This window comes from Amorphus coralli DSM 19760, from assembly GCF_000374525.1.
Classification (GTDB): domain Bacteria; phylum Pseudomonadota; class Alphaproteobacteria; order Rhizobiales; family Amorphaceae; genus Amorphus; species Amorphus coralli.
Window position 1 is genome coordinate 713,678 of record NZ_KB894570.1, and the last position, 22,632, is coordinate 736,309.

The 22,632-nt window shown below is 65.4% G+C and carries 19 protein-coding genes and 3 tRNA genes; 7 read left to right on the forward strand and 15 right to left on the reverse strand.

What is annotated here, in order from left to right:
• Nucleotides 1-121: 121 nt before the first annotated feature.
• From C507_RS0103245 to C507_RS0103270, 6 genes are all read right to left on the reverse strand, one after another.
• Nucleotides 122-1,306 (reverse strand): NADH-quinone oxidoreductase subunit D, encoded by a 1,185-nt coding sequence (locus tag C507_RS0103245; RefSeq protein WP_018698225.1) that lies wholly within the window; start codon nucleotides 1,304-1,306, stop codon nucleotides 122-124.
• A gap of 4 nt (nucleotides 1,307-1,310) precedes the next feature.
• Complete coding sequence (locus tag C507_RS0103250; protein WP_018698226.1) at nucleotides 1,311-1,727, reverse strand: GFA family protein; 417 nt, start codon at nucleotides 1,725-1,727, stop codon at nucleotides 1,311-1,313.
• Nucleotides 1,728-1,731: 4 nt separating this feature from the next.
• A complete protein-coding gene (locus C507_RS0103255; protein WP_018698227.1) occupies nucleotides 1,732-2,331 on the reverse strand; it encodes an NADH-quinone oxidoreductase subunit C in 600 nt (199 codons plus the stop codon).
• Between the two features lie 46 nt (nucleotides 2,332-2,377).
• Nucleotides 2,378-2,959 (reverse strand): NuoB/complex I 20 kDa subunit family protein, encoded by a 582-nt coding sequence (locus C507_RS0103260; RefSeq protein ID WP_018698228.1) that lies wholly within the window; start codon nucleotides 2,957-2,959, stop codon nucleotides 2,378-2,380.
• Nucleotides 2,950-3,315: an NADH-quinone oxidoreductase subunit A gene (locus C507_RS0103265; RefSeq protein ID WP_018698229.1), complete on the reverse strand. Its 366-nt coding sequence runs from the start codon at nucleotides 3,313-3,315 to the stop codon at nucleotides 2,950-2,952. Before C507_RS0103265 ends, C507_RS0103260 begins: the two co-directional genes overlap by 10 nt.
• A 471-nt stretch (nucleotides 3,316-3,786) precedes the next feature.
• Nucleotides 3,787-3,863: transfer RNA gene (locus tag C507_RS0103270), tRNA-Asp, on the reverse strand.
• Between the two features lie 408 nt (nucleotides 3,864-4,271).
• Between C507_RS0103270 and C507_RS0103275 the strand changes: the two genes are divergently transcribed.
• A tRNA-Val gene (locus C507_RS0103275) sits at nucleotides 4,272-4,348 on the forward strand.
• Between the two features lie 125 nt (nucleotides 4,349-4,473).
• Here the strand turns inward: C507_RS0103275 and C507_RS0103280 are convergent.
• From C507_RS0103280 to C507_RS0103310, 7 genes are all read right to left on the reverse strand, one after another.
• Nucleotides 4,474-5,289 (reverse strand): EAL domain-containing protein, encoded by an 816-nt coding sequence (locus tag C507_RS0103280; RefSeq protein WP_018698230.1) that lies wholly within the window; start codon nucleotides 5,287-5,289, stop codon nucleotides 4,474-4,476.
• An 813-nt stretch (nucleotides 5,290-6,102) separates the two neighbouring features.
• On the reverse strand, nucleotides 6,103-6,378 hold the full coding sequence (locus C507_RS0103285; RefSeq protein ID WP_018698231.1) for an HU family DNA-binding protein: 276 nt from the start codon (nucleotides 6,376-6,378) through the stop codon (nucleotides 6,103-6,105).
• 288 nt (nucleotides 6,379-6,666) lie between these two features.
• Nucleotides 6,667-9,102, reverse strand: coding sequence for an endopeptidase La (gene lon / locus C507_RS0103290; protein WP_018698232.1), 2,436 nt, complete (start codon nucleotides 9,100-9,102; stop codon nucleotides 6,667-6,669).
• A gap of 437 nt (nucleotides 9,103-9,539) precedes the next feature.
• Nucleotides 9,540-10,808 (reverse strand): ATP-dependent Clp protease ATP-binding subunit ClpX, encoded by a 1,269-nt coding sequence (clpX, locus tag C507_RS0103295; protein WP_018698233.1) that lies wholly within the window; start codon nucleotides 10,806-10,808, stop codon nucleotides 9,540-9,542.
• A gap of 250 nt (nucleotides 10,809-11,058) precedes the next feature.
• Nucleotides 11,059-11,682 (reverse strand): ATP-dependent Clp protease proteolytic subunit, encoded by a 624-nt coding sequence (locus C507_RS0103300; protein WP_018698234.1) that lies wholly within the window; start codon nucleotides 11,680-11,682, stop codon nucleotides 11,059-11,061.
• A gap of 176 nt (nucleotides 11,683-11,858) precedes the next feature.
• Nucleotides 11,859-13,241, reverse strand: a complete 1,383-nt coding sequence (tig, locus tag C507_RS0103305) for a trigger factor (protein WP_018698235.1) — start codon at nucleotides 13,239-13,241, stop codon at nucleotides 11,859-11,861.
• Nucleotides 13,242-13,375: 134 nt separating this feature from the next.
• A tRNA-Leu gene (locus C507_RS0103310) sits at nucleotides 13,376-13,460 on the reverse strand.
• A 282-nt stretch (nucleotides 13,461-13,742) separates the two neighbouring features.
• Between C507_RS0103310 and C507_RS0103315 the strand changes: the two genes are divergently transcribed.
• The gene (locus tag C507_RS0103315) at nucleotides 13,743-15,326 is read left to right on the forward strand and encodes a hypothetical protein (protein ID WP_018698236.1); all 1,584 of its coding nucleotides are present in this window, start codon (nucleotides 13,743-13,745) and stop codon (nucleotides 15,324-15,326) included.
• A gap of 38 nt (nucleotides 15,327-15,364) precedes the next feature.
• Here C507_RS0103315 and C507_RS0103320 read toward each other — a convergent pair whose 3' ends face one another.
• Nucleotides 15,365-16,873 (reverse strand): bifunctional ADP-dependent NAD(P)H-hydrate dehydratase/NAD(P)H-hydrate epimerase, encoded by a 1,509-nt coding sequence (locus tag C507_RS0103320; protein ID WP_018698237.1) that lies wholly within the window; start codon nucleotides 16,871-16,873, stop codon nucleotides 15,365-15,367.
• 335 nt (nucleotides 16,874-17,208) lie between these two features.
• Here C507_RS0103320 and C507_RS0103325 point away from each other — a divergent pair, with 335 nt between their 5' ends.
• The 3 genes from C507_RS0103325 (at nucleotide 17,209) to cbiB (ending at nucleotide 20,184) form a co-directional block, all read left to right on the forward strand.
• Nucleotides 17,209-17,547, forward strand: coding sequence for a P-II family nitrogen regulator (locus tag C507_RS0103325; RefSeq protein WP_018698238.1), 339 nt, complete (start codon nucleotides 17,209-17,211; stop codon nucleotides 17,545-17,547).
• Nucleotides 17,548-17,628: 81 nt separating this feature from the next.
• Nucleotides 17,629-19,038 carry a type I glutamate--ammonia ligase gene (gene glnA, locus C507_RS0103330; RefSeq protein WP_018698239.1) on the forward strand — a complete coding sequence of 470 codons (1,410 nt, stop codon included), beginning with the start codon at nucleotides 17,629-17,631 and terminating at the stop codon, nucleotides 19,036-19,038.
• Nucleotides 19,039-19,212: 174 nt separating this feature from the next.
• Entirely contained in the window at nucleotides 19,213-20,184 is a 972-nt protein-coding gene (cbiB, locus tag C507_RS0103335; RefSeq protein ID WP_018698240.1) for an adenosylcobinamide-phosphate synthase CbiB, read from the forward strand.
• Here the strand turns inward: cbiB and C507_RS0103340 are convergent.
• On the reverse strand, nucleotides 20,157-21,641 hold the full coding sequence (locus C507_RS0103340; protein ID WP_040400445.1) for a cobyric acid synthase: 1,485 nt from the start codon (nucleotides 21,639-21,641) through the stop codon (nucleotides 20,157-20,159). The genes cbiB and C507_RS0103340 overlap by 28 nt on opposite strands.
• Nucleotides 21,642-21,844: 203 nt before the next feature.
• Here C507_RS0103340 and C507_RS0103345 point away from each other — a divergent pair, with 203 nt between their 5' ends.
• Together C507_RS0103345 and C507_RS0103350 are read left to right on the forward strand one after the other, a co-directional pair.
• Nucleotides 21,845-22,102: a hypothetical protein gene (locus C507_RS0103345; protein WP_026318809.1), complete on the forward strand. Its 258-nt coding sequence runs from the start codon at nucleotides 21,845-21,847 to the stop codon at nucleotides 22,100-22,102.
• 205 nt (nucleotides 22,103-22,307) lie between these two features.
• A complete protein-coding gene (locus C507_RS0103350; protein WP_018698243.1) occupies nucleotides 22,308-22,580 on the forward strand; it encodes a hypothetical protein in 273 nt (90 codons plus the stop codon).
• Nucleotides 22,581-22,632: the final 52 nt, after the last annotated feature.

Below are 22,632 nucleotides of genomic sequence, written 5' to 3' on the forward strand. Positions count from 1 at the left end.
TCCCCGCCGCCGCGGTGGCGGGCGGATCGCGATCCCTATTCAACAACCCGGCCGCTCCCGCCACCCGATGGGCGGCGACCGGCGCGGGATGGGCCCGAAGGCCCGGAAGACCAGTCCGGCGTTACCGGTCGACCTCGCCGAACACGACGTCGAGCGAGCCCAGCACCGCCGAGACGTCGGCGAGCAGGTGGCCGGAACAGACGAGATCCATCGCCTGCAGATGCGCGAAACCGGGCGCGCGGATCTTGCAGCGATAGGGTTTGTTGGTGCCGTCGGACACGAGGTAGACGCCGAATTCGCCCTTGGGCGCCTCGACGGCGGCATACACCTCGCCTTCCGGCACGTGATAGCCCTCGGTGTAGAGCTTGAAGTGATGGATGAGCGCTTCCATAGAACGCTTCATCTGGCCGCGTGTCGGGGGAACCACCTTGCCGTCCCGGCTGTGGACCGGCCCCGGTTCGCGGCTCAGGCGCTCGCAGCACTGCTTCATCAGGTAGGTCGACTGGCGCATCTCCTCCATGCGGATGAGATAGCGGTCGTAGCAGTCGCCGTTCTTGCCGATCGGGATGTCGAACTCGAGATCCTCGTAGCACTCGTAGGGCTGCGACTTGCGCAGGTCCCAAGCCGCGCCGGAGCCGCGTACCATGACGCCGGACATGCCGTGCGCCCACGCCTCCTCCAGCGTGACGACGCCGATGTCGACGTTGCGCTGCTTGAAGATGCGGTTGCCGGTAAGCAGCGTGTCGAGGTCGTCGACCACTTTCAGGAACGGATCGCAGAAGGCGTAGATGTCGTCGATGAGCTCCTGCGGCAGGTCCTGATGGACACCGCCCGGACGCACATAGGCGGCGTGCATCCGGCTGCCGGACGCACGCTCGTAGAAGACCATCAGCTTCTCGCGCTCCTCGAAGCCCCACAGCGGCGGCGTCAGGGCACCGACGTCCATCGCCTGCGTGGTGACGTTGAGGAGATGCGAGAGCAGCCGGCCGATCTCGGAGTAGAGCACACGGATCAATTGGCCGCGCGGCGGCACGGAGATGCCCAGCAGCCGCTCCACGGCGAGCGCATAGGCATGCTCCTGGTTCATCGGCGCGACATAGTCCAGCCGGTCGAAATAGGGCACCGCCTGCAGATAGGTCTTGTGCTCGATCAGCTTCTCGGTGCCGCGGTGCAACAGGCCGATGTGCGGATCGACGCGGGTCACGACCTCGCCGTCGAGCTCCAGCACCAGACGCAGCACGCCATGGGCCGCCGGATGCTGCGGTCCGAAGTTGATGTTGAAGTTGCGGACATCCGCCTCGGCCATGGCGTCAATTCCCCTGGAACAGAGCGATGACCTCGTGCGAGGTCATCTTCTTCGCGTCGCCGGCGAGCGCGTAGGTGGACGGCTTCATGTCGACGAAGATCTCCACACCAAGCGGCAGATCCAGCGGCTCATCGAACGCGAAGGCGGACAAGGTGATGAAGCTGCCGTCCTTGAGACGATAGCCGAACGACGTCCCGCAGGCGGTGCAGAACAACCGCTCCGCCCATTCCGAGGAGTCCCAGACGCCGAGCGTCTCGTCGGCGGAAAAGGCAAGATCGGTCGCCTCGACACCCATGAACGGACCGGCCACCCATTTGCGGCAGGTGCCGCAGTGGCAGGCGTCCATGTGGTCGCTCTTGACGGTCGCGGAGAAGCGCACCGCGCCGCAGGCACAGCCGCCGGTCCTGGCTTCGCTCGTCATCACCTCAGCTCGCTTTCTCGTCGCCCGGCAGCACGTAGTCGGTGCCTTCCCAGGGCGACAGGAAGTCGAAGTTGCGGAACTCCTGCGTGAGCTTCACCGGCTCGTAGACGACTCGCTTGAGGCCATCGTCGTAGCGCACTTCCACGAAGCCCGTCAGCGGGAAGTCCTTGCGCAGCGGGTGGCCCTCGAAACCGTAGTCGGTGAGGATGCGGCGCAGGTCCGGATGCTCGGAGAACAGGATGCCGTAAAGATCGTAGGCCTCGCGCTCGAACCAGTCCGCAGCGGGAAAGATCTCCACCACGGAAGGAACCGGCGTGATCTCGTCGGTCTGCGTCTTGATGCGAATGCGCACGTTATGCTTGGGCGACAGCAGGTGGTAGACGACGTCGAAGCGCTTGTCGCGGGACGGCCAGTCCACGCCGCACACGTCGAGCAGGTTCACGAACAGGCAGCGCGCGTCGTCACGCAGCACCCGCGCGACCTCCTGGATGCGCGCCGGCTCCACGTCGACGGTCAGCTCATCATACTCGACGCGCCAGCCGACCACGGCCTCCCCCAGCTTCTGGGCAAGGTAGTCCCCAAGTTCGCTCAGCGTCTCGTCCATTGATCCTCGCCTGCCGTTGCGGCCCGTAGCGGGCGCGCGGCCGAGTTCAGCGTTCGATGGTACCGGTGCGGCGGATCTTCTTCTGCAGCAGCAACACGCCGTACAGAAGACCCTCCGCCGTCGGCGGGCAGCCCGGAACGTAGACGTCGACCGGGACGACCCGGTCGCAGCCGCGGACCACCGCATAGGAGTAGTGGTAGTAGCCGCCGCCGTTGGCGCACGACCCCATGGAAATGACGTACCGCGGTTCCGGCATCTGGTCGTAGACCTTGCGCAGCGCCGGGGCCATCTTGTTGGTCAGCGTCCCGGCCACGATCATCACGTCCGACTGGCGCGGGCTGGCCCGCGGCGCGAAGCCGAACCGTTCGACGTCGTAGCGCGGCATGGAGACCTGCATCATCTCCACCGCACAGCACGCGAGACCGAACGTCATCCACATGAGCGAGCCGGTGCGGGCCCACTGGATCAGGCTGTCGGTGGAGGTGACGAGGAAGCCCTTGTCGGCCAGCTCGTTGTTCACTTCCACGAAGAACGGATCATTGGACCCGACCGGGCGGCCCGTGTCGGGATCGATCGCTCCCGTCGCGCCATGGGCGACGAGCGGACGCTCTGCGGTGCTCAATCCCATTCCAACGCTCCCTTACGCCACTCGTAGACAAAGCCGATCGTCAGGATACCGAGGAAGGCCATCACCGAGCCGAAGCCGAACCAGCCGATCTCTCCGAACGTCACCGCCCAGGGGAACAGGAAGGCGACTTCCAGGTCGAAGATGATGAAGAGAATCGAGACGAGGTAGAAGCGCACGTCGAACTTCATGCGGGCGTCGTCGAACGCGTTGAAGCCGCATTCGTAGGCCGACATCTTCTCCGGATCGGGATTCTGGTGGGCGATCAGGAACGGCGCCACGAGCAGCGCCAGTCCGATGATGCCTGCCACGCCGATGAACACGGCGATCGGCACATAGTCCCGCAGGAGATCTTCCATGCTCGCAAGCCTCTTCTGAACGCCCCGGACCAGCGACCCGACGGGCCGCTCAGACAGCGCGACCGCTTCCTGGCCGCAAGACATGCGGCAAAGCCGGCTGGCGCTCCGCGCCCTGCCCGCTTGCCCGTCCATCAAGTCCGTCCGGAGCGCCGGCCCATCGCGGCCGTCAGCTCTCGAATTTCACCTATGGAAACGAGCCCGTGCGTCAACGGTTCGTTTCCGCCGCACCGCAGCATCGCTGCCCTTGGAGGCAGGCTTAGCGGAGGGTGCTTGTTTAGACAAGGTCAAACACATCCAGATCGGTCAAGATGCGCGGCTCGGTCGCGGCTGGTCCCGACATACGGGAAATTGCCGTCCGCCGGTCGAAAAAACCTGCAGGCTCACCGCCCTCGGGCGCGGCGGAACCGCAGCATGGACGCATCTCAGCGATGGGATCTGGAAGGAAGAAAGCCACTCTCCGGAGAGGGAGAATGGCGGGAGTGACGGGGCTCGAACCCGCGACCTCCGGCGTGACAGGCCGGCACTCTAACCAACTGAGCTACACCCCCGTTGGCGTCGGGCCGTTTTCGGCCGCGCCAAGGTGGGAGGGAGATACGATCCGCCCATTCCGAAGTCAAGCGCATCCGGCATCGAAATCGGGGATGGAGGCATGTGTTTTTTGCTTAGCCGGAAAACCCGCCGGTTTCGCGCCCTTTCCCGCCTGCCACGCCACGAAGGAATGTTGCGGGCAGGGGCCAAGTCCCATATGGAAAGAGCGCTCCGGCGGGCGAACATGACGGGCCTCGCGCCCTTACCCGCGACGCGATCCGGCGTTTCTGCGTGAATCACCGGCGCATCTGGAAGCAGAACCGATTCCTCTTCCCCCGGCCTGCCGGGCAGAGCGTCTCGGTCCCCGATCCGCAAGGCGGATCGAATCGAAGCGACGCGGGACCGGCCATCCGGACCGCGCCCGCGGCGGGCGGTTAGCTCAGCTGGTTAGAGCACCTGGTTTACACCCAGGGGGTCGGGAGTTCGAATCTCTCACCGCCCACCATTTTTTTCTGCTCACGGTGATCCCGCTGCGCCCGACGCCTCCGCGAGGACGGCCCGACCGGCCGGCGCGCAGAAGACTCCCTCCCGGAAAACCCTGGCTTGGATCCCCCCTACACTGCCACCACGTCATGAATGGGTTGCGCAGTAGTCCTCGAGCGGGCGCGGAGCTCCGAAGTGGTAGCCTTGGGCACGGTCGACGCCCATTTCACGGACCTTTTCCAGCGTACCGACGTCCTCGACCCACTCGGCGACGCAGGCGATCCCAAGGGTCTTGCCCACGCTGAGGATTGCTTTGACGACCTGAGCATTGATTGCGCTGTCAGCAATGCCCCGGATGAAGCTGCCGTCAATCTTAAGCTCGTCGACCTTGAAGTCTCTGAGGTAGGAGAAGGAACTCAGCCCCACACCGAAATCGTCCAGCGCAATCCTGCAACCATACTCCTGGGCGCTGGTGACAAAGTGGATTGCGGAGGAGAGGTTCTGAATGATGCAGGTCTCTGTAATCTCGAAGCAAATGTCACTCGGAGGAACTTTCGAACGCTCAAGATGGCTACGGACATAGTCCCAGAAATGAATGTCATCCAGTGAGTTTGCCGACAAGTTGATCGAGCAGGCCATTCGGGGAAGGCCTGCTTCGGCGGCCTCGCAGCACTTGTCGAAAAGCGTGGCAATCACCCATCGATCGACTTCCGCCATCACCCCATAACGCTCCGCCGCTGGAATGAAATGACCAGGTGAAACGACATTGCCGGCCCGATCCCGCATCCTGATGAGGATTTCGATCTTGTGGGGGCAATCCCGATCCGTCTCGCTGCAAACGTCGACAATGCTCTGCCCGAAGAGTTCGAGGCGGCCCTCGTGGAGGGCTGCCCGCAGGTCGGCTGCAACATTGAACTCATCGTGCAGGGCGGAAAAAGAAGCGCTCGCGATGTGCTTGGTCACGGAAGATACCCCTTGTTCGCGTCTGCCCCAGCCGGGGCGGTTGGTAGGATGCAACCAAGCGGCAAACGCAAGTTTGACCGCATTTGGCGTGCTTCTGAAGCATCCAGAGGCCCGCAGCCGGCGACTGACCTTCATTCTGAAACGCTAATCCAAACAACTCGGCATTTGACCGCCGCGCACCGGTAGATTTGGCAGCAAAATAGGAGCCTATTACGCCTTCAGGACAGGATTGCGCTCGATGGAGATGGACCGGACTGCCTTTGAAGAGGCCATATATCCGAAAAGATAGCGGTCACTATCCTCTAGGCATCGAGCTTTTCTGGTGCATTGAGCCGCTTGCGGCCACGCATGCATCACGGCCGGGATGGGTCATAGCGCAGTGCAACCGCGGCGCCGCTACGGCATCGCGGTGTCATGTGCGGATTCGGCAGACAGGAATCGATTTCGGCCGGGATGGCCGGGCTGCGCCCTCCCCCGGTCCGGCCAGGCCCGCCTGGGGGACGGTCCGGCCGGAGCGGGCAGAGAGATCGCGTCCAGACCCTTTTCGGGGCATACGCCGGGGCGTTTGGCCCGGCGGTCCGCATGCGCCGGCTGGGAGGCCAGGGCCCTGGACGGAGTGCGCCCGCAAGCCGGGCACACGATCATGACCAAGAGGCGGTCCGGCAGGCCCTAAGGAGCCTGCGGGAACTCAGCGCCGCACCGCGAACGTGTGCGGCATCCCCTCGTGGCACCCGCCTCCGCGGCGAACCGCGAAAGCGGATGGCGCGGTGCGGTCACCTCCCCCGTCGGGAGATGCGCCGCATCGCTGTCGGATCAGCTGTTCACCAGCTCCTTGAGCGGCTTACCGGCCCGGAACTTCGGAACGTTGGCGGCAGGAATCTTGATGGTGTTGCCGGTGCGGGGGTCACGACCCTCGGAGGCAGCACGCTTGGTCACGGCGAACACGCCGAAGCCGACGATGCGGACTTCGTCACCGGCCTTCAGGGCGGACGCGATCGTGTCGAACATTGCGTCGACGGCCTTCTGAGCGGCCGGCTTGGTCAGTTCGGCCTTCTCGGCAACCTCGGCAACCAGATCGTTTTTCTTCATGTCGTTCCCTTTCCTCAATGACAGCCACACTCGAATTATCGACCCAGCCGTCCACCCTTGGTGCGGCGAATCATGGTCGAGCGCAACCGTATTCTCCCCATTTTTCCCGGAAATCCGACATTCAGAGGGCCCTTGAGGCAAAAAAGAGCCCGCGGAAAATCCGCGGGCTCGATTGATGGCTGCAAGAGGCCGGTGTCGAGAATCGATAACGGCGCCTTTTGGGTACTCCGTTCCGATTCACCGCCGTCCGGACGGCAAGCTTCTCCCGTCCGGCCGCGCCTCAGCGGACTAGTGGGCCCGCATGGTGGCGCTGTCATCCTCGGCCACGGCCACCGGATCGTTCGCGTGGGCCTTCTCGTCCCACTCGATCGGCTCGGGCTTGCGCACCAGGGCGCGGGCAAGCACCTCGTCCATGCGCGAGACCGGAACGATTTCCAGCCGGTTCTTCACCGTATCCGGGATGTCGGCCAGATCCTTGGCGTTCTCCTCCGGGATCAGCACCGTCTTGATGCCGCCGCGGAGCGCCGCCAGGAGCTTCTCCTTCAACCCGCCGATGGGCAAGACCCGGCCGCGCAGCGTGATCTCGCCGGTCATGGCGACGTCGCGGCGCACCGCAATGCCGGTCATGACGGAAACGACCGCGGTCGCCATGGCGATACCCGCCGAGGGACCGTCCTTCGGGGTCGCCCCCTCCGGAACGTGGACGTGGATGTCGCGCTTGTCGAACATCGGCGGTTCGATGCCGAAATCGACGGCCCGCGAGCGCACGTAGGACGCCGCCGCGGAGATCGATTCCTTCATCACGTCCCGCAGGTTGCCGGTGACGGTCATCTTGCCCTTGCCGGGCATCATCACGCCTTCGATGGTCAGGAGCTCGCCACCGACCTCGGTCCAGGCCAGCCCGGTGGTGACACCAACGGCATCCTCCAGCTCGGCCTCGCCGTAGCGGAAGCGCGGCACGCCGAGATAGTCCTCGAGGATCTCGTCGTTGATCGTGACGCTGGTCTTCTCGCCGTTAGCGAGCACCAGCTCCTTGACCACCTTGCGGGCCAGCGTGGCCAGCTCGCGCTCGAGATTGCGGACGCCGGCTTCCCGCGTGTAGCGGCGGATCACCGTGCGCAGCGCATCGTCCTCGACGTAGAACTCACCGTCCTTCAGGCCGTGGTCCCGGATGGCCTTGGGCATCAGGTGCCGCTTGGCGATCTCGACCTTCTCGTCTTCGGTGTAGCCGGCGATCCGGATGATCTCCATCCGGTCCATCAGCGGGCCCGGGATGTTGAGCGTATTCGCCGTGGTGATGAACATCACGTCCGACAGGTCGTATTCGACCTCCAGATAGTGATCCATGAACGACGAGTTCTGCTCCGGATCCAGCACCTCAAGCAGGGCCGACGACGGGTCGCCGCGGAAGTCCATGCCCATCTTGTCGATCTCGTCGAGCAGGAAGAGCGGGTTGGACTTCTTCGCCTTCTTCATCGACTGGATGACCTTGCCGGGCATCGAGCCGATGTAGGTGCGCCGGTGACCACGGATCTCTGACTCGTCCCGGACGCCGCCCAGCGACATGCGCACGAACTCGCGGCCCGTCGCCTTGGCGATGGACTTGCCAAGCGAGGTCTTGCCGACGCCGGGCGGGCCGACGAGGCACAGGATCGGACCCTTGAGCTTGTTCGCGCGGCTCTGCACCGCGAGATACTCGATGATCCGCTCCTTGACCTTCTCCAGACCGTAGTGATCGGTCTCGAGCACGTTCTCCGCATTGCGCAGGTCGTGCTTCACGCGCGAGCGCTGCTTCCACGGCAGGCCCAGGATCCAGTCCAGATAGTTGCGGATGACGGTGGCTTCGGCCGACATCGGGCTCATCTGCTTGAGCTTCTTCAGCTCGGCATTGGCCTTTTCGCTGGCTTCCTTGGAGAGCTTGGTCTTCTTGATCCGCTCTTCCAGCTCGGCCAGCTCGTCCTTGCCGTCCTCGCTGTCACCCAGCTCCTTCTGGATCGCGCGCATCTGCTCGTTCAGATAATACTCGCGCTGGGTCTTCTCCATCTGGCGCTTGACGCGCGAGCGGATGCGCTTCTCGACCTGGAGAACCGAGATCTCGCTCTCCATCAGGCCGAGCACCTTCTCAAGGCGCTCACTCACCGAGGCGATGCCCAGGATCTCCTGCTTCTCGGGGATCTTCACCGCGAGATGCGAGGCGACCGTGTCGGCGAGCTTGGCGTAGTCCTCGATCTGGGACACCGCCCCGATCACCTCGGGCGACACCTTCTTGTTCAGCTTGACGTAGTTCTCGAACTCGCTGACCACCGAACGGGCGAGCGCCTGCGCCTCGACCTCGTCGGGGATCAGTTCCTCGATCACCTCCGCCTCGGCCTCGAAGAAGCCCTCGCGGTCGGTGAAGCGCACGAGATTGGCGCGCGCCGAGCCCTCGACCAGCACCTTCACGGTGCCATCGGGGAGCTTCAGGAGCTGCAGCACCGTCGCCAACGTGCCCACGTCGAAGATCGACTCCGGAGCCGGATCGTCGTCACCGGCTTCCTTCTGGGTCGCGAGCAGGATCTGGCTGTCCTCGCGCATCACCTCTTCCAGGGCCCGGATGGATTTCTCCCGGCCCACGAAGAGCGGCACGATCATGTGGGGGAACACGACGATGTCGCGCAGCGGCAGGACCGGATAGACCGCGTCCTCGGATCCCTGCCGGGTTCCCTGTTCCTCAATGCTGCTCATGCATCCGTCCTTTCAAGAGAGGGCCTCGCACGGAAACGGGGCAGCGTGTTTCCGCCGAACCGGCACTCTGACTCTGTGCGGTGATCGAACCGGAGGACGGGACTGTCCACCGTCAGATCGATCCCGAAGCCGAACTCGCCATGCCTCACAGCCGGATAATGCACGAGTCGGGCCACGGTGCTGCGGCTTTTCTCGGCAGGGACCGCTCCTTGTGGACGGAGCGCCCCACTGCCTGCCCGCAAGATACGCACCCAGGCTGGCGTGCGCCTTGCCCCGGCCACCGCAGGGGTTTCCCAATAAGTGGAACCACGGACTGCCTGTTTCAAGGCGCGGAGCTGCCGAGGCCGCGCCGCGGCGACCGCTCCATCGGCGCCCGAAACAAAACGGGCCCGCCTCCTGGGAGGTCGGGCCCGCATGGAAGTCCTGCGATGTCAGCCTCAGGCGGAGGTCAGCGAAGTCTCGGCCCGGTCCGCGTAGATGTAGAGCGGACGGGCCTTGCCCTCCACGACCTCCTGCGAGATCACGACCTCGCGCACGCCTTCCAGGCCCGGCAGCTCGTACATGGTGTCGAGAAGGATCTCTTCCATGATGGAGCGCAGGCCGCGGGCGCCGGTCTTGCGTTCGATGGCGCGCCGCGCGATGGCGGCGAGCGCATCCTCATGGAAGGTCAGCTCGACGCCCTCCATCTCGAACAGGCGACCATACTGCTTGGACAGCGCATTCTTCGGTTCGGCCAGGATCTGAACCAGCGCGGGCTCGTCGAGATCCTCCAGCGTCGCGATCACCGGCAAACGGCCGACGAACTCGGGGATCAGGCCGAACTTGAGCAGGTCTTCCGGCTCGACGGAGTGGAACAGCTCGCCGGTCTTGCGATCCTCCGGCGCCATCACCTGCGCTGCGAAGCCGATTGAGGTGGTGCGGCCGCGATCGGAGATGATCTTCTCCAAACCGGCGAAGGCACCGCCGCAGATGAACAGGATGTTGGTCGTGTCCACCTGCAGGAATTCCTGCTGCGGGTGCTTGCGGCCGCCCTGCGGCGGAACGCTGGCGACCGTGCCTTCCATGATCTTCAGAAGCGCCTGCTGGACGCCCTCGCCCGACACGTCGCGGGTGATGGAGGGGTTGTCCGACTTGCGGCTGATCTTGTCGACTTCGTCGATGTAGACGATGCCGCGCTGGGCACGCTCGACATTGTAGTCGGCGGCCTGCAGCAGCTTCAGGATGATGTTCTCGACATCCTCGCCGACATAACCGGCTTCCGTCAGCGTCGTGGCGTCGGCCATCGTGAACGGCACGTCGAGGATACGGGCGAGCGTCTGCGCGAGCAGCGTCTTGCCGCAACCGGTCGGGCCGATCAGCAGGATGTTCGACTTCGACAGCTCGACGTCGTTGTTCTTCGAGGCGTGATTCAGCCGCTTGTAGTGATTGTGCACCGCGACCGACAGCACCTTCTTGGCGCTCGGCTGGCCAATCACATAATCGTCGAGCACCTTCTGGATCTCCGAGGGAGTCGGGATCCCGTCGCGCGACTTCACCAGCGAGGACTTGTTCTCCTCGCGGATGATGTCCATGCACAGCTCGACGCACTCGTCGCAGATGAACACAGTCGGTCCCGCGATCAGCTTGCGAACCTCATGCTGGCTCTTGCCGCAGAAAGAGCAGTAGAGGGTGTTCTTGCTGTCGCTACCGCCGCTGACCTTGCTCATCCAGTAACCTCTTGTGTCCGCCAACCGCCGCATCCTGCCGGCGGCGCTTCACCCCCCGCTGCCATCGCACAGCATCGCAGGCCGAAGTTCAACTTCAGATTCGCGCCGAACCGCGATTGATCATGCAATCACGGTGCCTGTCGCCAAATCAACCCGCCCCAGCCTTCCAAACCCTTAAGACGGGCGGCTGGCGCCAGCCTGTCCATCGGACAGGCGGGAGGACGCGCGCCCTATCGAGCGCGCGCCGCCCTTATTCCTCGATGGCAGCGCGGCTGCTAATGACCTGATCCAGAAGGCCGAATTCCTTCGCCATCTCCGGGGTCATGAAGTTGTCGCGCTCCAGCGCCTCCTCGATCTGATCGAGGGCCCGGCCGGTGTGCTTCACGTAGATCTCATTGAGCCGGCGCTTCAGTTTCAGGATTTCCTGAGCGTGAAGCTCGATATCGCTCGCCGTGCCGCGAAAGCCGCCGGAAGGCTGATGCACCATGATACGGGCATTCGGCAGCGAGAATCGCAGGTCCTTGTCGCCGGCCGCCAGAAGCAGCGAGCCCATGGATGCCGACTGACCGATGCACAGCGTGGAGATCTTCGGACGGATGAACTGCATCGTGTCATAGATCGCCAGGCCGGAGGTGACGATGCCGCCGGGCGAGTTGATGTACAGCGAGATTTCCTTGTTCGGGTTTTCCGACTCAAGGAACAGAAGCTGCGCACAGGCGATCGACGCCACGCCGTCCTCGATCGGACCCGTGATGAAGATGATGCGCTCCTTCAGGAGACGCGAAAAGATGTCGTAGGCGCGCTCGCCCCGGTTGGTCTGCTCGACCACCATAGGCACGAGCGAGCTCATGTAGAAGTCAACCGGATCTTTCATTCTCAGTCCCGCTTCGAGGGAGGCGCCGGGGCCCGGCGCTTGACGTCGGTGGCGGCGGAAAAGCGCCTGTGCGCCATCGCCCGCCGCTCACTTGGTTCTCCGGAGAGGGCCGCCCATCGGGACGGGCCGCCCTTTCCGCTGGTTCGATCGACCGGTCGGGCGGCGCTCAGAAGCGCCTAGTGCGCGTGGTCGTGATCGTGATCGTGGTCATGGTCGTGATCATGACCGTCCGGATCAGCCATCAGTTCCTCGCGCGGCACCGTCTTCTCGGTCACCGTGACGAGCTCCAGGAGGTAGTCCACGACCTTGTCTTCGTAGATCGGCGCCCGCACGCTCGCCAGGGCTTCCGGCGTCTTGGAGAAGTACTCGTAGGCCTGCTGCTCCTGGCCGGGGAACTGGCGGACACGCTGGATCAGGGCCCGCTGGACCTCCTCTTCGGTCACCTCGACCTCGGCGCTTTCGCCGACCTTGGAGAGCAGAAGCCCCAGGCGCACGCGACGCTCGGCGATCTTCTGGTAATCTTCGCGCACGGCCTCCTCGGTCGTGTCGTCGTCCTCGAAGGAGCGACCGGACTGCTCGCGCTCGCGGCTTTCCTGCTGCCAGATGGCCTCGAACTCGCCCGTGACCAGCTTCTGAGGAACGTCGAACTTGTAGTCCTCGTCCAGAGCGTCAAGCAGGGCGCGCTTGGCCCGCTCACGGCTGGCGCCGGCGAAGGCGGTTTCCATCTGGTTGCGCACGGCCTCGCGCAGCTTTTCAAGCGACTCCAGGCCGACGCGCTCGGCGAAGGCATCGTCCACGGTCACCTCGGCCGGGCCCGCGACTTCGACGATGTTGGTGTCGAAGGTCGCGGCCTTACCGGCCAGCGGCTCATGCGGATAATCGTCCGGGAAGGAAAGCGAGATCTCTTTCTCATCGCCGGCCTTCACGCCGACGAGCTGCTCCTCGAAGCCCGGAATGAACTGGCCCTCGCCGATGATCACGTCGACATCCTCGGCGGTACCGCCCTCGAAGGGCTCGCCGTCGATCTTGCCGACGAAGGAGAGTTTCACCCGGTCGCCGTCTTCCGCAGCGCCATCCTTCGTATCGAAGGCGCGGCTGCGCTCGGCAAGCTTGCGGACCTCTTCGTCGACTTCCTCGTCGGTCACCTCGGCAACCGGCTTCTCGATCTTGATCTTGTCGAAGCCGCCAACCTCGATTTCCGGAAGGATCTCGTAGGCCACCTTGAAGGCGAGGTCAGAGTTGCCCTCGACCACCTGCTCCATCGTGACTTCGCCGGCCAGATCGATCTCCGGCTGGGTGGCGGGGCGCTCCTCGCGATCGGAAAGGGCCTGCTGGACGGATTCGTTGAGCACGTCACCAACGATCTCGCTCATGGCGCGCTTGCCATACATCTTCTTCAGATGCGCAAGGGGCACCTTGCCCGGCCGGAAGCCGTTGAGCCGCACGTTGTCCTTCATGTCTGCCAGATAGGCGTCGAGGCGCTCGTCCAGCGTGGTGGCGGGGACGACGACTTCGAGCTCGCGTTTCAATCCGTCAGACAGCGTTTCGGTGACCTGCATGCTATTCTTCTTCGCTTCCAGTCGTGGAATCTTCGAGGTGAACGGCTTCCGACCGCGGCCGGCACGCTGCGATCCTCAGCGGGTGAAATAAGAGATGCCCCGGCCCGTTTGCAAGGGCGCCACCGAACGCTCACTGGTGCGGGCGGAGGGATTTGAACCCCCACGGCTTACGCCACCAGGACCTAAACCTGGCGTGTCTACCAATTCCACCACGCCCGCGAGCCGCGCTACGGGGCTCAACCGATGCCGGTTTGCCCCGCTTCTGGCACAGATTTCCACGATTGGCGACAGGCTTTGTTGTGGACGGCAATTCCCGGGCCACTGAAACATGCCCGCAAGAGCGCCTGCGATCACGTTCCCGACAGCTTTTGCTAGCCCAGTTGATGATGGGGGTTGTCTCGGCGACACACGCTGCGCTTCAAGGAGGCTCCCTCGCCCACCGCCGACAGGCGTAGTGGGGGAACGCACTCCGCTTGCCCGCAGCGCACTTCCGGATGACCCATGTCGCGCTCGACCCTCACCAAAATCAGTCTTGCGGCCGTCCTTGTCTGCTTGGCCCTGGTCTATCGTGGCTTCCAGGAGCCTGCCGTGACGGACTACGCCTTTGGCTGCGATCCGTTCGGGTATCAGCGCCAGGCGGAGCTGTTCCGGGAAAAGGGCTACATCGACGGCCTCGACACACAGATAGTGGACGAGGAAGGCGCCTTTCTTCTGGCGCTCGCGCCGTCCGTGGGGGTCTCGCCGCGCAGCTACGCGGAGATGACGGCCCCGCACTGCCATCACTACGAGCCGAAAAGCGAACGGGTGATATTGCAGTACCCGCCCGGCACCGGCTTTCTCCTGTCGCTACTGCCGGCAGACAGGCAGGTGGACCTGCTCTACGTGGCCGCCTTCTCGTTGCTCGTCCTGTGTTTCGGGCTCTATGCGGCCGCTGCCGCTCCTTCCCTCGCCCTCACCGCCAGCGTTGTCGGCAGCCTTTTCGTCTCGGCGCTGGTCATCAACCATTCCGCGCTGATGGTCAGCTATTCCGCGCCGGCGACGCTCGGGCTCACGGCGGTTGCGGTCGTTCTGGTTCTCGCCGGTCTGCCGATCGGCCGCCCGCCAAGATGGTGGGCCGGCGCCCTGCTTGGGCTGCTGTCCGCGCTGCTCGTCGCCGTCCGAATCCCCAACCTGTTCCTCCTGGCCGGACTGGCCGCGTTCATCGTCGTACAGGTCGCCCCCTGGCAGCGCGGCCGGTTGAGCGGTTTCCTCGCCTTCACCCTGTCGGGACTGGTCACCTTTGCGATCGGGTTGATACCGCTCCTGGCCGCCAATCGCATCAACGCAGGGGGCCTGTTCGACACCACTTACGGGGCGGCTGATTCGGCCGGAGCGAGCCTCGACCCCGCCTTGATCGCCGGTCACTTGCTCTACTATTTCGCCGAAACGCCGGCGTGGCCCCTCACCATCGTTGCCCTGGCCGCCCTGGTCATGGCCGCCTGGCTCTCCCTCGGCGACCTGAAGGGCGAGGCCCGCCGCAGGATGGCGGCCGCGACCATCGGCGGCGGCCTCCCATTCCTCGTCTCCATCGGTTTTTTCGTCACCCACGAGGTGACCGCCTCATACTACCTTGTGCCCAGCGCTTTCTTCTGCCTCGCCCTGTGCGCGTTCGTGCTGGTGGAAATCAACGGCGGCCGGGCCTTCACGTTCTTGCGTACCGGAAGCGTCGCGGCGGTAGTGCTGATTATGGCGGCCCTGCAGGTGGCGCACCTCCCCTATCGGCCCTACTCCATCATGCCACCGGCCGAGATCCTCGCCCCCGGCGCCATCGTCTGGGCGGACCGGGTCGGCAGCTCGCTCTATCACTACCGCGGCAAGTATGCTGCCAAGATCCCGTTCGGGCTGGACTGCGAGCAGAACGCCATGGTCAACGGCGTCTCCGCCGCCGGCCGGCCGCAATATTTCGTGGTCGACAGCCGGGCCATGAACCGGCTTGTGACGCGCCTTCAGAAGGAGGATCTCCTGGACTGGGCGGGGGTGCTCGCCGCGATGGACACCTATGCCGTCTACCGCATGAAGCCCGGCGGAAATCTGAAAGCCTGCTGACGGCATTCCCAGGGGCGTGGCGAACGCCGAGCTCCCCCCTAGCTGACGGCCTCCACCAGCCGCGCGATGACGGCCTTCAGCGCCGGGGCGAGATCTTCCGAGATCAGTCCCGGGCCGGCCGCGGTGCCCGCCTCGCCGTGCATCCAGTCGGCCATTGCGGCCGCCTCGAACGGCGGAATGCGCTGCGCCAGGAGCGCCGTGACGATACCCGCAAGAACGTCACCCGAGCCGGCAGTGGCGAGCCAGGCCGGTGCGTTGTCGGAAATGGCCGCGCGGCCGTCGGGAGCGGCGACGACCGTGTCTGGCCCCTTCAGGAGCACCACGGCGCCGCTGCGTTGCGCCGCCTGGCGCGCCCGATCGACTTTCGAGGCCGTGTCGGGGCTCGCATCGGCGGCGTCGACCGCCAGATCGGAGAACAGCCTTGCAAATTCGCCCTCGTGCGGCGTCAGCACCACTGGCCGGTTCGGTCGGGCGCGGATGACACGGAACAGCGCGTCCGCTTCTCCCTCGAAGCTGGTCAAGGCGTCGGCATCGAGAACGGCGGCGCGCTCCCCGTCGAGAATCGCCTCGACCGACCGGGCGGTCTCGGCGCCGACGCCGGCTCCGGGTCCGATGAGAACGGCGTTGAGACGCGCGTCGGCGAGAAAGTCCGAGAGCCCGTCCGCTCCATCGACCTTGCGCACCATGACCGCCGTGAGGTGGGCGGCATTGACCGCGAGGGCATTGCCGGGCGAGGCGACCGTGACCAGCCCCGCCCCGGCGCGGAGCGCGGCCCCGGCTGCGAGCCGCGCCGCGCCGGTCTGCGCCATCGGCCCGGACACCACGATGGCATGGCCGCGGGCGTATTTGTGGTCCTCCACGGCCGGGGCACGCCAGTGATCGGTCCAGAGCGCGGGGGCGTTGCGGAAAGCGGCCGGAGCGATTCCGCGAAGCGTGTCGGCCGGAATGCCGATATCGGCGACACCCACGGCGCCGCAGTGCAGGCGCCCCGGCAAAAGCAGGTGGCCGGGCTTCAGCCGGAAGAAGGTGACGGTCGCATCGGCCTCGACGGCCGTGCCAAGCACCTGGCCGGTGCGTCCCGAGACGCCGCTCGGAAGATCAACCGCGATGACATCGGCACCAGAATCGGTGATGGCCTCCACGAGCTCCGCCGCCCGTCCCTCGATGGCGCGGGCAAGCCCTGCTCCGAACAGCGCATCGACGATGACGTCGCCGGCGACGATAAACGGGTCGGCGGGTTCGATCCTGCCGCCCCACGAAGCGGCAGCCGTGGCCGCATCGCCCGTCAACCGGTCCGCCTCGCCCAGAAGCATCACCCGCACCCGGTAACCAGCGCGCGCCAGGACGGAGGCGGCCACGAACCCGTCACCGCCGTTGTTGCCGGGCCCGGCGATCACCAGCACATCCGCGCCCCGCTTGTGGCGAGCCATGACCGCGTCTGCGACGGCGCGGCCGGCCCGGTCCATGAGAACGAATCCCGGCGTGCCGGACGCAATCGTCGCGGCATCGGCCCTGCCCATTTCGTCCGGTGTCAGAAGCTCGATCATGCGGCGCCCTCCGTCGATGTCTGCCGTTTATACGCGCCGACGGAACGGAATTTTGCACATTTTGCGTGCAAGATGATTACTCCTTAGCCATCCTCAAGGCTTCTGCGCGAGGTGCTATGGACGAGGATTGCACGGCATGCGAACAAAATGGCGAACCGCCAATCGCTTCGGACGCCCGGCTCTCGGACGTTCCCGGTTTTGCGCGGATCCTGCATGTTTTTACCCCAGCGGAGCCCGGTTGAACCCACGCTGACGATCCACATGGCACGCCCCGTGCTATAGCGACCGTGGATCGGCAGAGGCCGGTTTGATTTGGAGCCGCGGAAAGGGAGGCGATGAAGAAGATTGAGGCGATCATCAAGCCCTTCAAGCTCGATGAGGTGAAGGAGGCGCTCCAGGAGGTCGGCCTTCAGGGTATCACGGTGACCGAAGCCAAGGGTTTCGGACGCCAGAAAGGCCACACCGAGCTTTATCGGGGAGCCGAGTACGTGGTCGACTTTCTTCCCAAGGTGAAGGTCGAGATCGTGCTGGCCGACGAGCTGGTCGACAAGGCTGTCGACGCCATTCGAAACGCGGCCCAGACCGGCCGGATCGGCGACGGCAAGATCTTCGTCTCCAACGTCGAGGATGCGATCCGCATCCGGACCGGTGAAACCGGTATCGACGCGATCTGAGGAAGCCGAGCCCGCTCGGCCGCCTGACCTCCCAATTTCGTTTATCCGGGTTGAAATCCCAAAAATCTAAGGATGGTTTTCATGAGCACAGCCCAAGACGTTCTGCAGACGATCAAGGACAAAGACGTCAAGTTCCTTGACCTGCGCTTTTCTGATCCGCGCGGCAAGCTGCAGCACGTCACGATGGATGTGTCGATGGTCGACGAAGACATGTTCGCCGACGGCGTGATGTTTGACGGCTCGTCGATCGCGGGCTGGAAGGCGATCAACGAGTCCGACATGGTCCTGATGCCCGATCCGGAGACGGCCCACGTCGATCCGTTCTTCGCGCAGACCACGATGGCCATCGTCTGCGACATTCTCGAGCCGACCACCGGCGAGGCCTACAACCGCGATCCGCGCACCACGGCCAAGAAGGCCGAGGCTTACGTGAAGACGCTCGGCATCGGCGACAGCGTGTTCTTCGGCCCGGAAGCCGAGTTCTTCGTGTTCGACGACGTCCGGTTCGCCACCGATCCCTACGACACCGGCTTCCAGATCGATTCCATCGAGCTGCCCTCCAACATGGGCACCGAGTACGAGACCGGAAACCTGGGCCACCGTCCGCGCACCAAGGGCGGCTACTTCCCAGTGCCGCCGATCGACTCCGCGCAGGACATGCGCTCGGAGATGCTGTCGGTCATGGCCGAGATGGGCGTGTCCGTCGAGAAGCACCACCACGAGGTGGCCGCGGCGCAGCACGAGCTCGGCCTGAAATTCGCACCGATGACCCTCGTTGCCGACCACATGCAGATCTACAAGTACGTGGTGCATCAGGTCGCCAACGCCTACGGCAAGTCGGCGACCTTCATGCCGAAGCCGGTGTTCGGCGACAACGGCACGGGCATGCACTGCCATCAGTCGATCTGGAAGGACGGCAAGCCGGTCTTCGCCGGCAATCTCTATGCCGACCTCTCGGAAGAGTGCCTGTTCTACATCGGCGGCATCCTGAAGCACGCCAAGGCCCTCAACGCCTTCACCAACCCGTCGACCAACTCCTACAAGCGTCTGGTCCCGGGCTATGAGGCGCCGGTGCTGCTGGCCTACTCCGCGCGCAACCGCTCGGCGTCCTGCCGCATTCCGTTCGGCACCTCTCCGAAGTCGAAGCGCATCGAGGTCCGCTTCCCGGATCCGACGGCCAACCCGTACCTCGCCTACGCGGCGATGCTGATGGCCGGCCTGGACGGCATCAAGAACAAGATCCATCCGGGCGACCCGATGGACAAGAACCTCTACGACCTGCCGCCGGAGGAGCTGAAGGAAATCCCGACCGTCTGCGCGAGCCTGCGCGAGGCGCTGGAGTCTCTCGATGCCGACCGCGACTTCCTGAAGGCCGGCGGCGTCATGGACGACGACCAGATCGACGCCTACATCGAGTTGAAGATGGAAGAGGTCATCCGGTACGAGCACACGCCGCACCCGGTCGAGTTCGACCTCTACTACTCGGTCTGATCGATCGCACCGGAGAGGGCCCGCCCCTCTCCAGCGGATTGCGCGAAGCCCCGGCCCCGGCCGGGGCTTCGTCGTTTCAGGGCCCAGGATCACGCCCGCCCCTCTTGCACCGGCGCCCATGCCGCCGGACAAGGAACGCTTGCAGCAAGCGGCCAAGCGGACAGCCGACACGCCATGTTCCTCGATCAAATAACCCTTGTGATCCTCGTCGTGGCGCTCGCCTTCGACGCTCTCGTCGGGGAACCGGACCGGCTTTGGCGTCGCGCCCCGCACCCTGTCGTCGTTATCGGCCGGCTGATCGATGTGCTCGACCACGGTCTCAACCGTGAGGGCCTGCCGGACACGGCCCGACGGCTTCTCGGGCTTGCCACGGTCACGATCCTCGTCGCAGCCACCTTCATGGCGGGCTGGCTCGTCGAGGCGCTCCTGATGGCCCTGCCGTTCGGCTGGGTGCTGACCGCTGCCGTGGCTTCCGTCCTGATCGCCCAGCGCAGCCTCTATGAGCACGTCGCTCCCATCGGCCAGGCTTTGGCGGCCGGCGACATACACCAAGCGCGGAAGGCGGTGTCCCTGATCGTCGGACGCGACCCGGCCCGGCTCGACGGCTCCGGCATCGCCCGCGCAGCCATCGAATCGACGGCCGAAAACGCCTCCGACGGCGTGGTGGCCCCGGCTTTCTGGTTCGCGCTGTTCGGCCTGCCGGGTCTCGTTGCCTACAAGGCGATCAACACCGCTGATTCCATGATCGGACACCGCTCGCCCCGGCACGAAGCGTTTGGCTGGGCCGCGGCCCGGCTGGACGACCTGGTCAACCTGGTACCGGCCCGGCTGTGCGGTCTCCTGTTCGCGCTGGCCGCCCCGGTCGCCGGGGGGCGGATCGGCACGGCCCTCGCGACCATGGGCCGGGATGCCCGCCTCCACCGCTCGCCAAACGCCGGCTGGCCGGAGGCCGCGACCGCCGGTGCGCTCGGGATCGCGCTGGCAGGACCCCGCGCCTATGCCAGCGGCACCGTCGACGATCCGTTCCTGAACCCGGAGGGCCGCCGCCATGCCGATGCCCGGGACATCGAAAGGGCGCTGCGGCTATTCGTGACAGTCTGCGTCCTGCAGGCTACGCTCTACGGAGCGCTCGCCGTGCTCGTCTGACCTCCCCTGGCAATGGCCAGGAGCGCATCTGCATCGATAGCCCGCTCGATGTGCACCGCGAGCCCGTCCAGAACGGCATCGACGGTCGCGTCGTAGGACAGGTCGCTCTGTGTGCCATGCGCCCGCAGGAAGGCTGCACGGAAGGCATCGTCGGTGAAGAGCCCGTGCACGTAGGTGCCGGCGACCCGCCCATCGGCCGAGACCGCACCTTCGGGCGCCCCTTCGATGCGGAGGAAGGGGCGTGCGCAGTCGGTGCCGGTGGTCCGGCCCATGTGAATTTCGTAGCCGGCGACCGCCGCTCCGCTTTCCGCATGCGCGCCCCGCACCACCCGCGTGGTCTTGTCGCCTTCCAGCACCGTCTCGATATCGAGCAGGCCCAGCCCCTCGACACGACCGGCCGTGCCCTCGATGCCCTCGGGATCGGCGATGGTGCGGCCGAGCATCTGGTAGCCCCCGCACAGCCCGACCACCCGCCCGCCACGGCGGACGTGGGCGGCGATATCGACGTCCCAACCGGCTGCCCTGAGGGCGGCGAGGTCGGCGATGGTCGATTTCGAGCCGGTGAGGATCACCACGTCCGTGTCGCCAGGCACCGCCTCTCCGGACTCCAGAAGGCGAACCGAGACGTCCGGCTCTTCCGCCAGCGGATCGAGATCGTCGAAATTGGCGATGCGCGGCAGCCGCGGCACGACGATTTTCAGCGAGCCGGTCCGCGCTGCAGCGCGGTCGAGATCGAGGGCGTCCTCGGCAGGCAGCGCACCGGCGCGGCCAAACCAGGGAATCACGCCGAGCGGTGCCCAGCCGGTGCGCCGGGCGATCTCGGCCATGCCTTCGTCGAACAACGAAACATCGCCTCGGAAGCGATTGATAATGAATCCCTTTATCCGCTCCCGCTCGCGTGGCGGCAGCACGACATGGGTCCCGACGAGGTTGGCGATGACCCCGCCGCGGTCGATATCGGCGACGAGCACGACAGGCACGTCCGCGGCTTCGGCAAAGCCCATGTTGGCGATGTCGCCGGCGCGCAAATTGGTCTCCGCCGGGCTGCCGGCGCCTTCCACGACCACAAGGTCGGCCGCCCCGGAAACGCGTTCGAAGCTCTCCAGCACCATCGGCAGAAGGCTCGAGCGCAGTGACTGGTAGGCCCGGGCCTTCGACGTCGCGAAGCGCCGGCCCTGAACGATCACCTGGGCGCCTATGTCGGTCTCCGGCTTCAGGAGCACCGGGTTGAAATGAACGGACGTCTCCACCCGAGCGGCGCGCGCCTGCAGCGCCTGGGCCCGCCCGATCTCGCCCCCGTCGAGCGTGGCGGCGGCATTGTTCGACATGTTCTGCGGCTTGAAAGGACGGACCGCGAGGCCGCGGTTTGCAAACAGGCGGCAGAGGCCGGCAACGACCAGCGACTTGCCGACGTTCGACCCGGTGCCCTGCACCATGATTGCAGGTGACTGCGCCATTTCCGTTCTCTCCCCGCCCGTCCCGGTCACGCCTGAAAACTCCGCCGTCTCAACCCGTTCGCCGGGGGCCGTTTGCGCACCTGCCGAACCGGAGAAAGGAACTTTTGGTGCGCCGGCGAATTCTTCCGGCTCGTGGAATGCGCTGTCGCAGAGCGTGGTGCGCACGCCAACGAAACCGGTTCAAGCTTCCAAAGGAGGGACGCGTGAAAGCCCTTATGATCATCGCCGTGCTGGCCGTTAGCCTCGCCGGCTGCAACTCCTACTCGTCGCGCGATCGTGCACTGGCGGGCGGCGCAATCGGCGCGGGCACGGGCGCCCTCGTCGGCGCGGCTGCCGGCGGCAGCACCGGGGCCGCGCTTGCTGGCGGCGCCATCGGTGCCGGTGCCGGCGCGCTGGCCGGTGCGGCCACGACGCCGAAGGCCTGCCGCGACGCCTATGGCCGGGCGGTCGCCTGCCCGTAAGCCACTCGATCCATCCAACGATCGAAAGACCGGTCGCCGAGCTTCGGCGGCCGGTTTTTTTGTGCCCCGACCGTCACGCAGTTCCATCAGATTCCAGCGAAAGCCCTTGCCCTGGAGCGGAAAAGCACAGTCAATGCCCGGGTCTGACGAACCCGACACGACCGGTGGCTGCCGGTCCGGGCAACTGCAAGGGGAAACCGGGGCCATGAAAATCGCCACCATCAGAACTGCCGTTATCGTTTCCGCGCTCGCCCTCGGGCTCGGCGCCTGCAACTCCAATTCCACCACCGATCGGGCGCTGGTCGGCGGCGCGCTGGGTGCCGGCGGCGGCGCTCTTATCGGCGCGGCGGCGGGCGGCAGCGCCGGTGCGGCCCTGGCCGGCGGCGTCATCGGCGGCGCGACGGGCGCCATCATCGGCGGGGCCACGACGCCGAAGAATTGCCGTGACCGCTATGGCCGCGCGGTGCGCTGCCCGTAGGCAACCCACCATCCGGTCGATGTGAGGCGGGCGGGCATGGCCCGTCCGTTTC

Bases quoted from the DNA above. Each gene is read 5' to 3' on its own strand.
- C507_RS0103255 (WP_018698227.1), bottom strand. From the start codon at position 2,331: ATGGACGAGACGCTGAGCGAACTTGGGGACTACCTTGCCCAGAAGCTG.
- cbiB (WP_018698240.1), top strand. From the start codon at position 19,213: ATGTTCCTCGATCAAATAACCCTTGTGATCCTCGTCGTGGCGCTCGCC.
- C507_RS0103325 (WP_018698238.1), top strand. From the start codon at position 17,209: ATGAAGAAGATTGAGGCGATCATCAAGCCCTTCAAGCTCGATGAGGTG.
- C507_RS0103320 (WP_018698237.1), bottom strand. From the start codon at position 16,873: ATGATCGAGCTTCTGACACCGGACGAAATGGGCAGGGCCGATGCCGCG.
- C507_RS0103315 (WP_018698236.1), top strand. From the start codon at position 13,743: ATGTCGCGCTCGACCCTCACCAAAATCAGTCTTGCGGCCGTCCTTGTC.
- C507_RS0103300 (WP_018698234.1), bottom strand. From the start codon at position 11,682: ATGAAAGATCCGGTTGACTTCTACATGAGCTCGCTCGTGCCTATGGTG.
- lon (WP_018698232.1), bottom strand. From the start codon at position 9,102: ATGAGCAGCATTGAGGAACAGGGAACCCGGCAGGGATCCGAGGACGCG.
- tig (WP_018698235.1), bottom strand. From the start codon at position 13,241: ATGCAGGTCACCGAAACGCTGTCTGACGGATTGAAACGCGAGCTCGAA.
- clpX (WP_018698233.1), bottom strand. From the start codon at position 10,808: ATGAGCAAGGTCAGCGGCGGTAGCGACAGCAAGAACACCCTCTACTGC.
- C507_RS0103285 (WP_018698231.1), bottom strand. From the start codon at position 6,378: ATGAAGAAAAACGATCTGGTTGCCGAGGTTGCCGAGAAGGCCGAACTG.
- glnA (WP_018698239.1), top strand. From the start codon at position 17,629: ATGAGCACAGCCCAAGACGTTCTGCAGACGATCAAGGACAAAGACGTC.
- C507_RS0103340 (WP_040400445.1), bottom strand. From the start codon at position 21,641: ATGGCGCAGTCACCTGCAATCATGGTGCAGGGCACCGGGTCGAACGTC.
- C507_RS0103350 (WP_018698243.1), top strand. From the start codon at position 22,308: ATGAAAATCGCCACCATCAGAACTGCCGTTATCGTTTCCGCGCTCGCC.
- C507_RS0103245 (WP_018698225.1), bottom strand. From the start codon at position 1,306: ATGGCCGAGGCGGATGTCCGCAACTTCAACATCAACTTCGGACCGCAG.
- C507_RS0103265 (WP_018698229.1), bottom strand. From the start codon at position 3,315: ATGGAAGATCTCCTGCGGGACTATGTGCCGATCGCCGTGTTCATCGGC.
- C507_RS0103250 (WP_018698226.1), bottom strand. From the start codon at position 1,727: ATGACGAGCGAAGCCAGGACCGGCGGCTGTGCCTGCGGCGCGGTGCGC.
- C507_RS0103260 (WP_018698228.1), bottom strand. From the start codon at position 2,959: ATGGGATTGAGCACCGCAGAGCGTCCGCTCGTCGCCCATGGCGCGACG.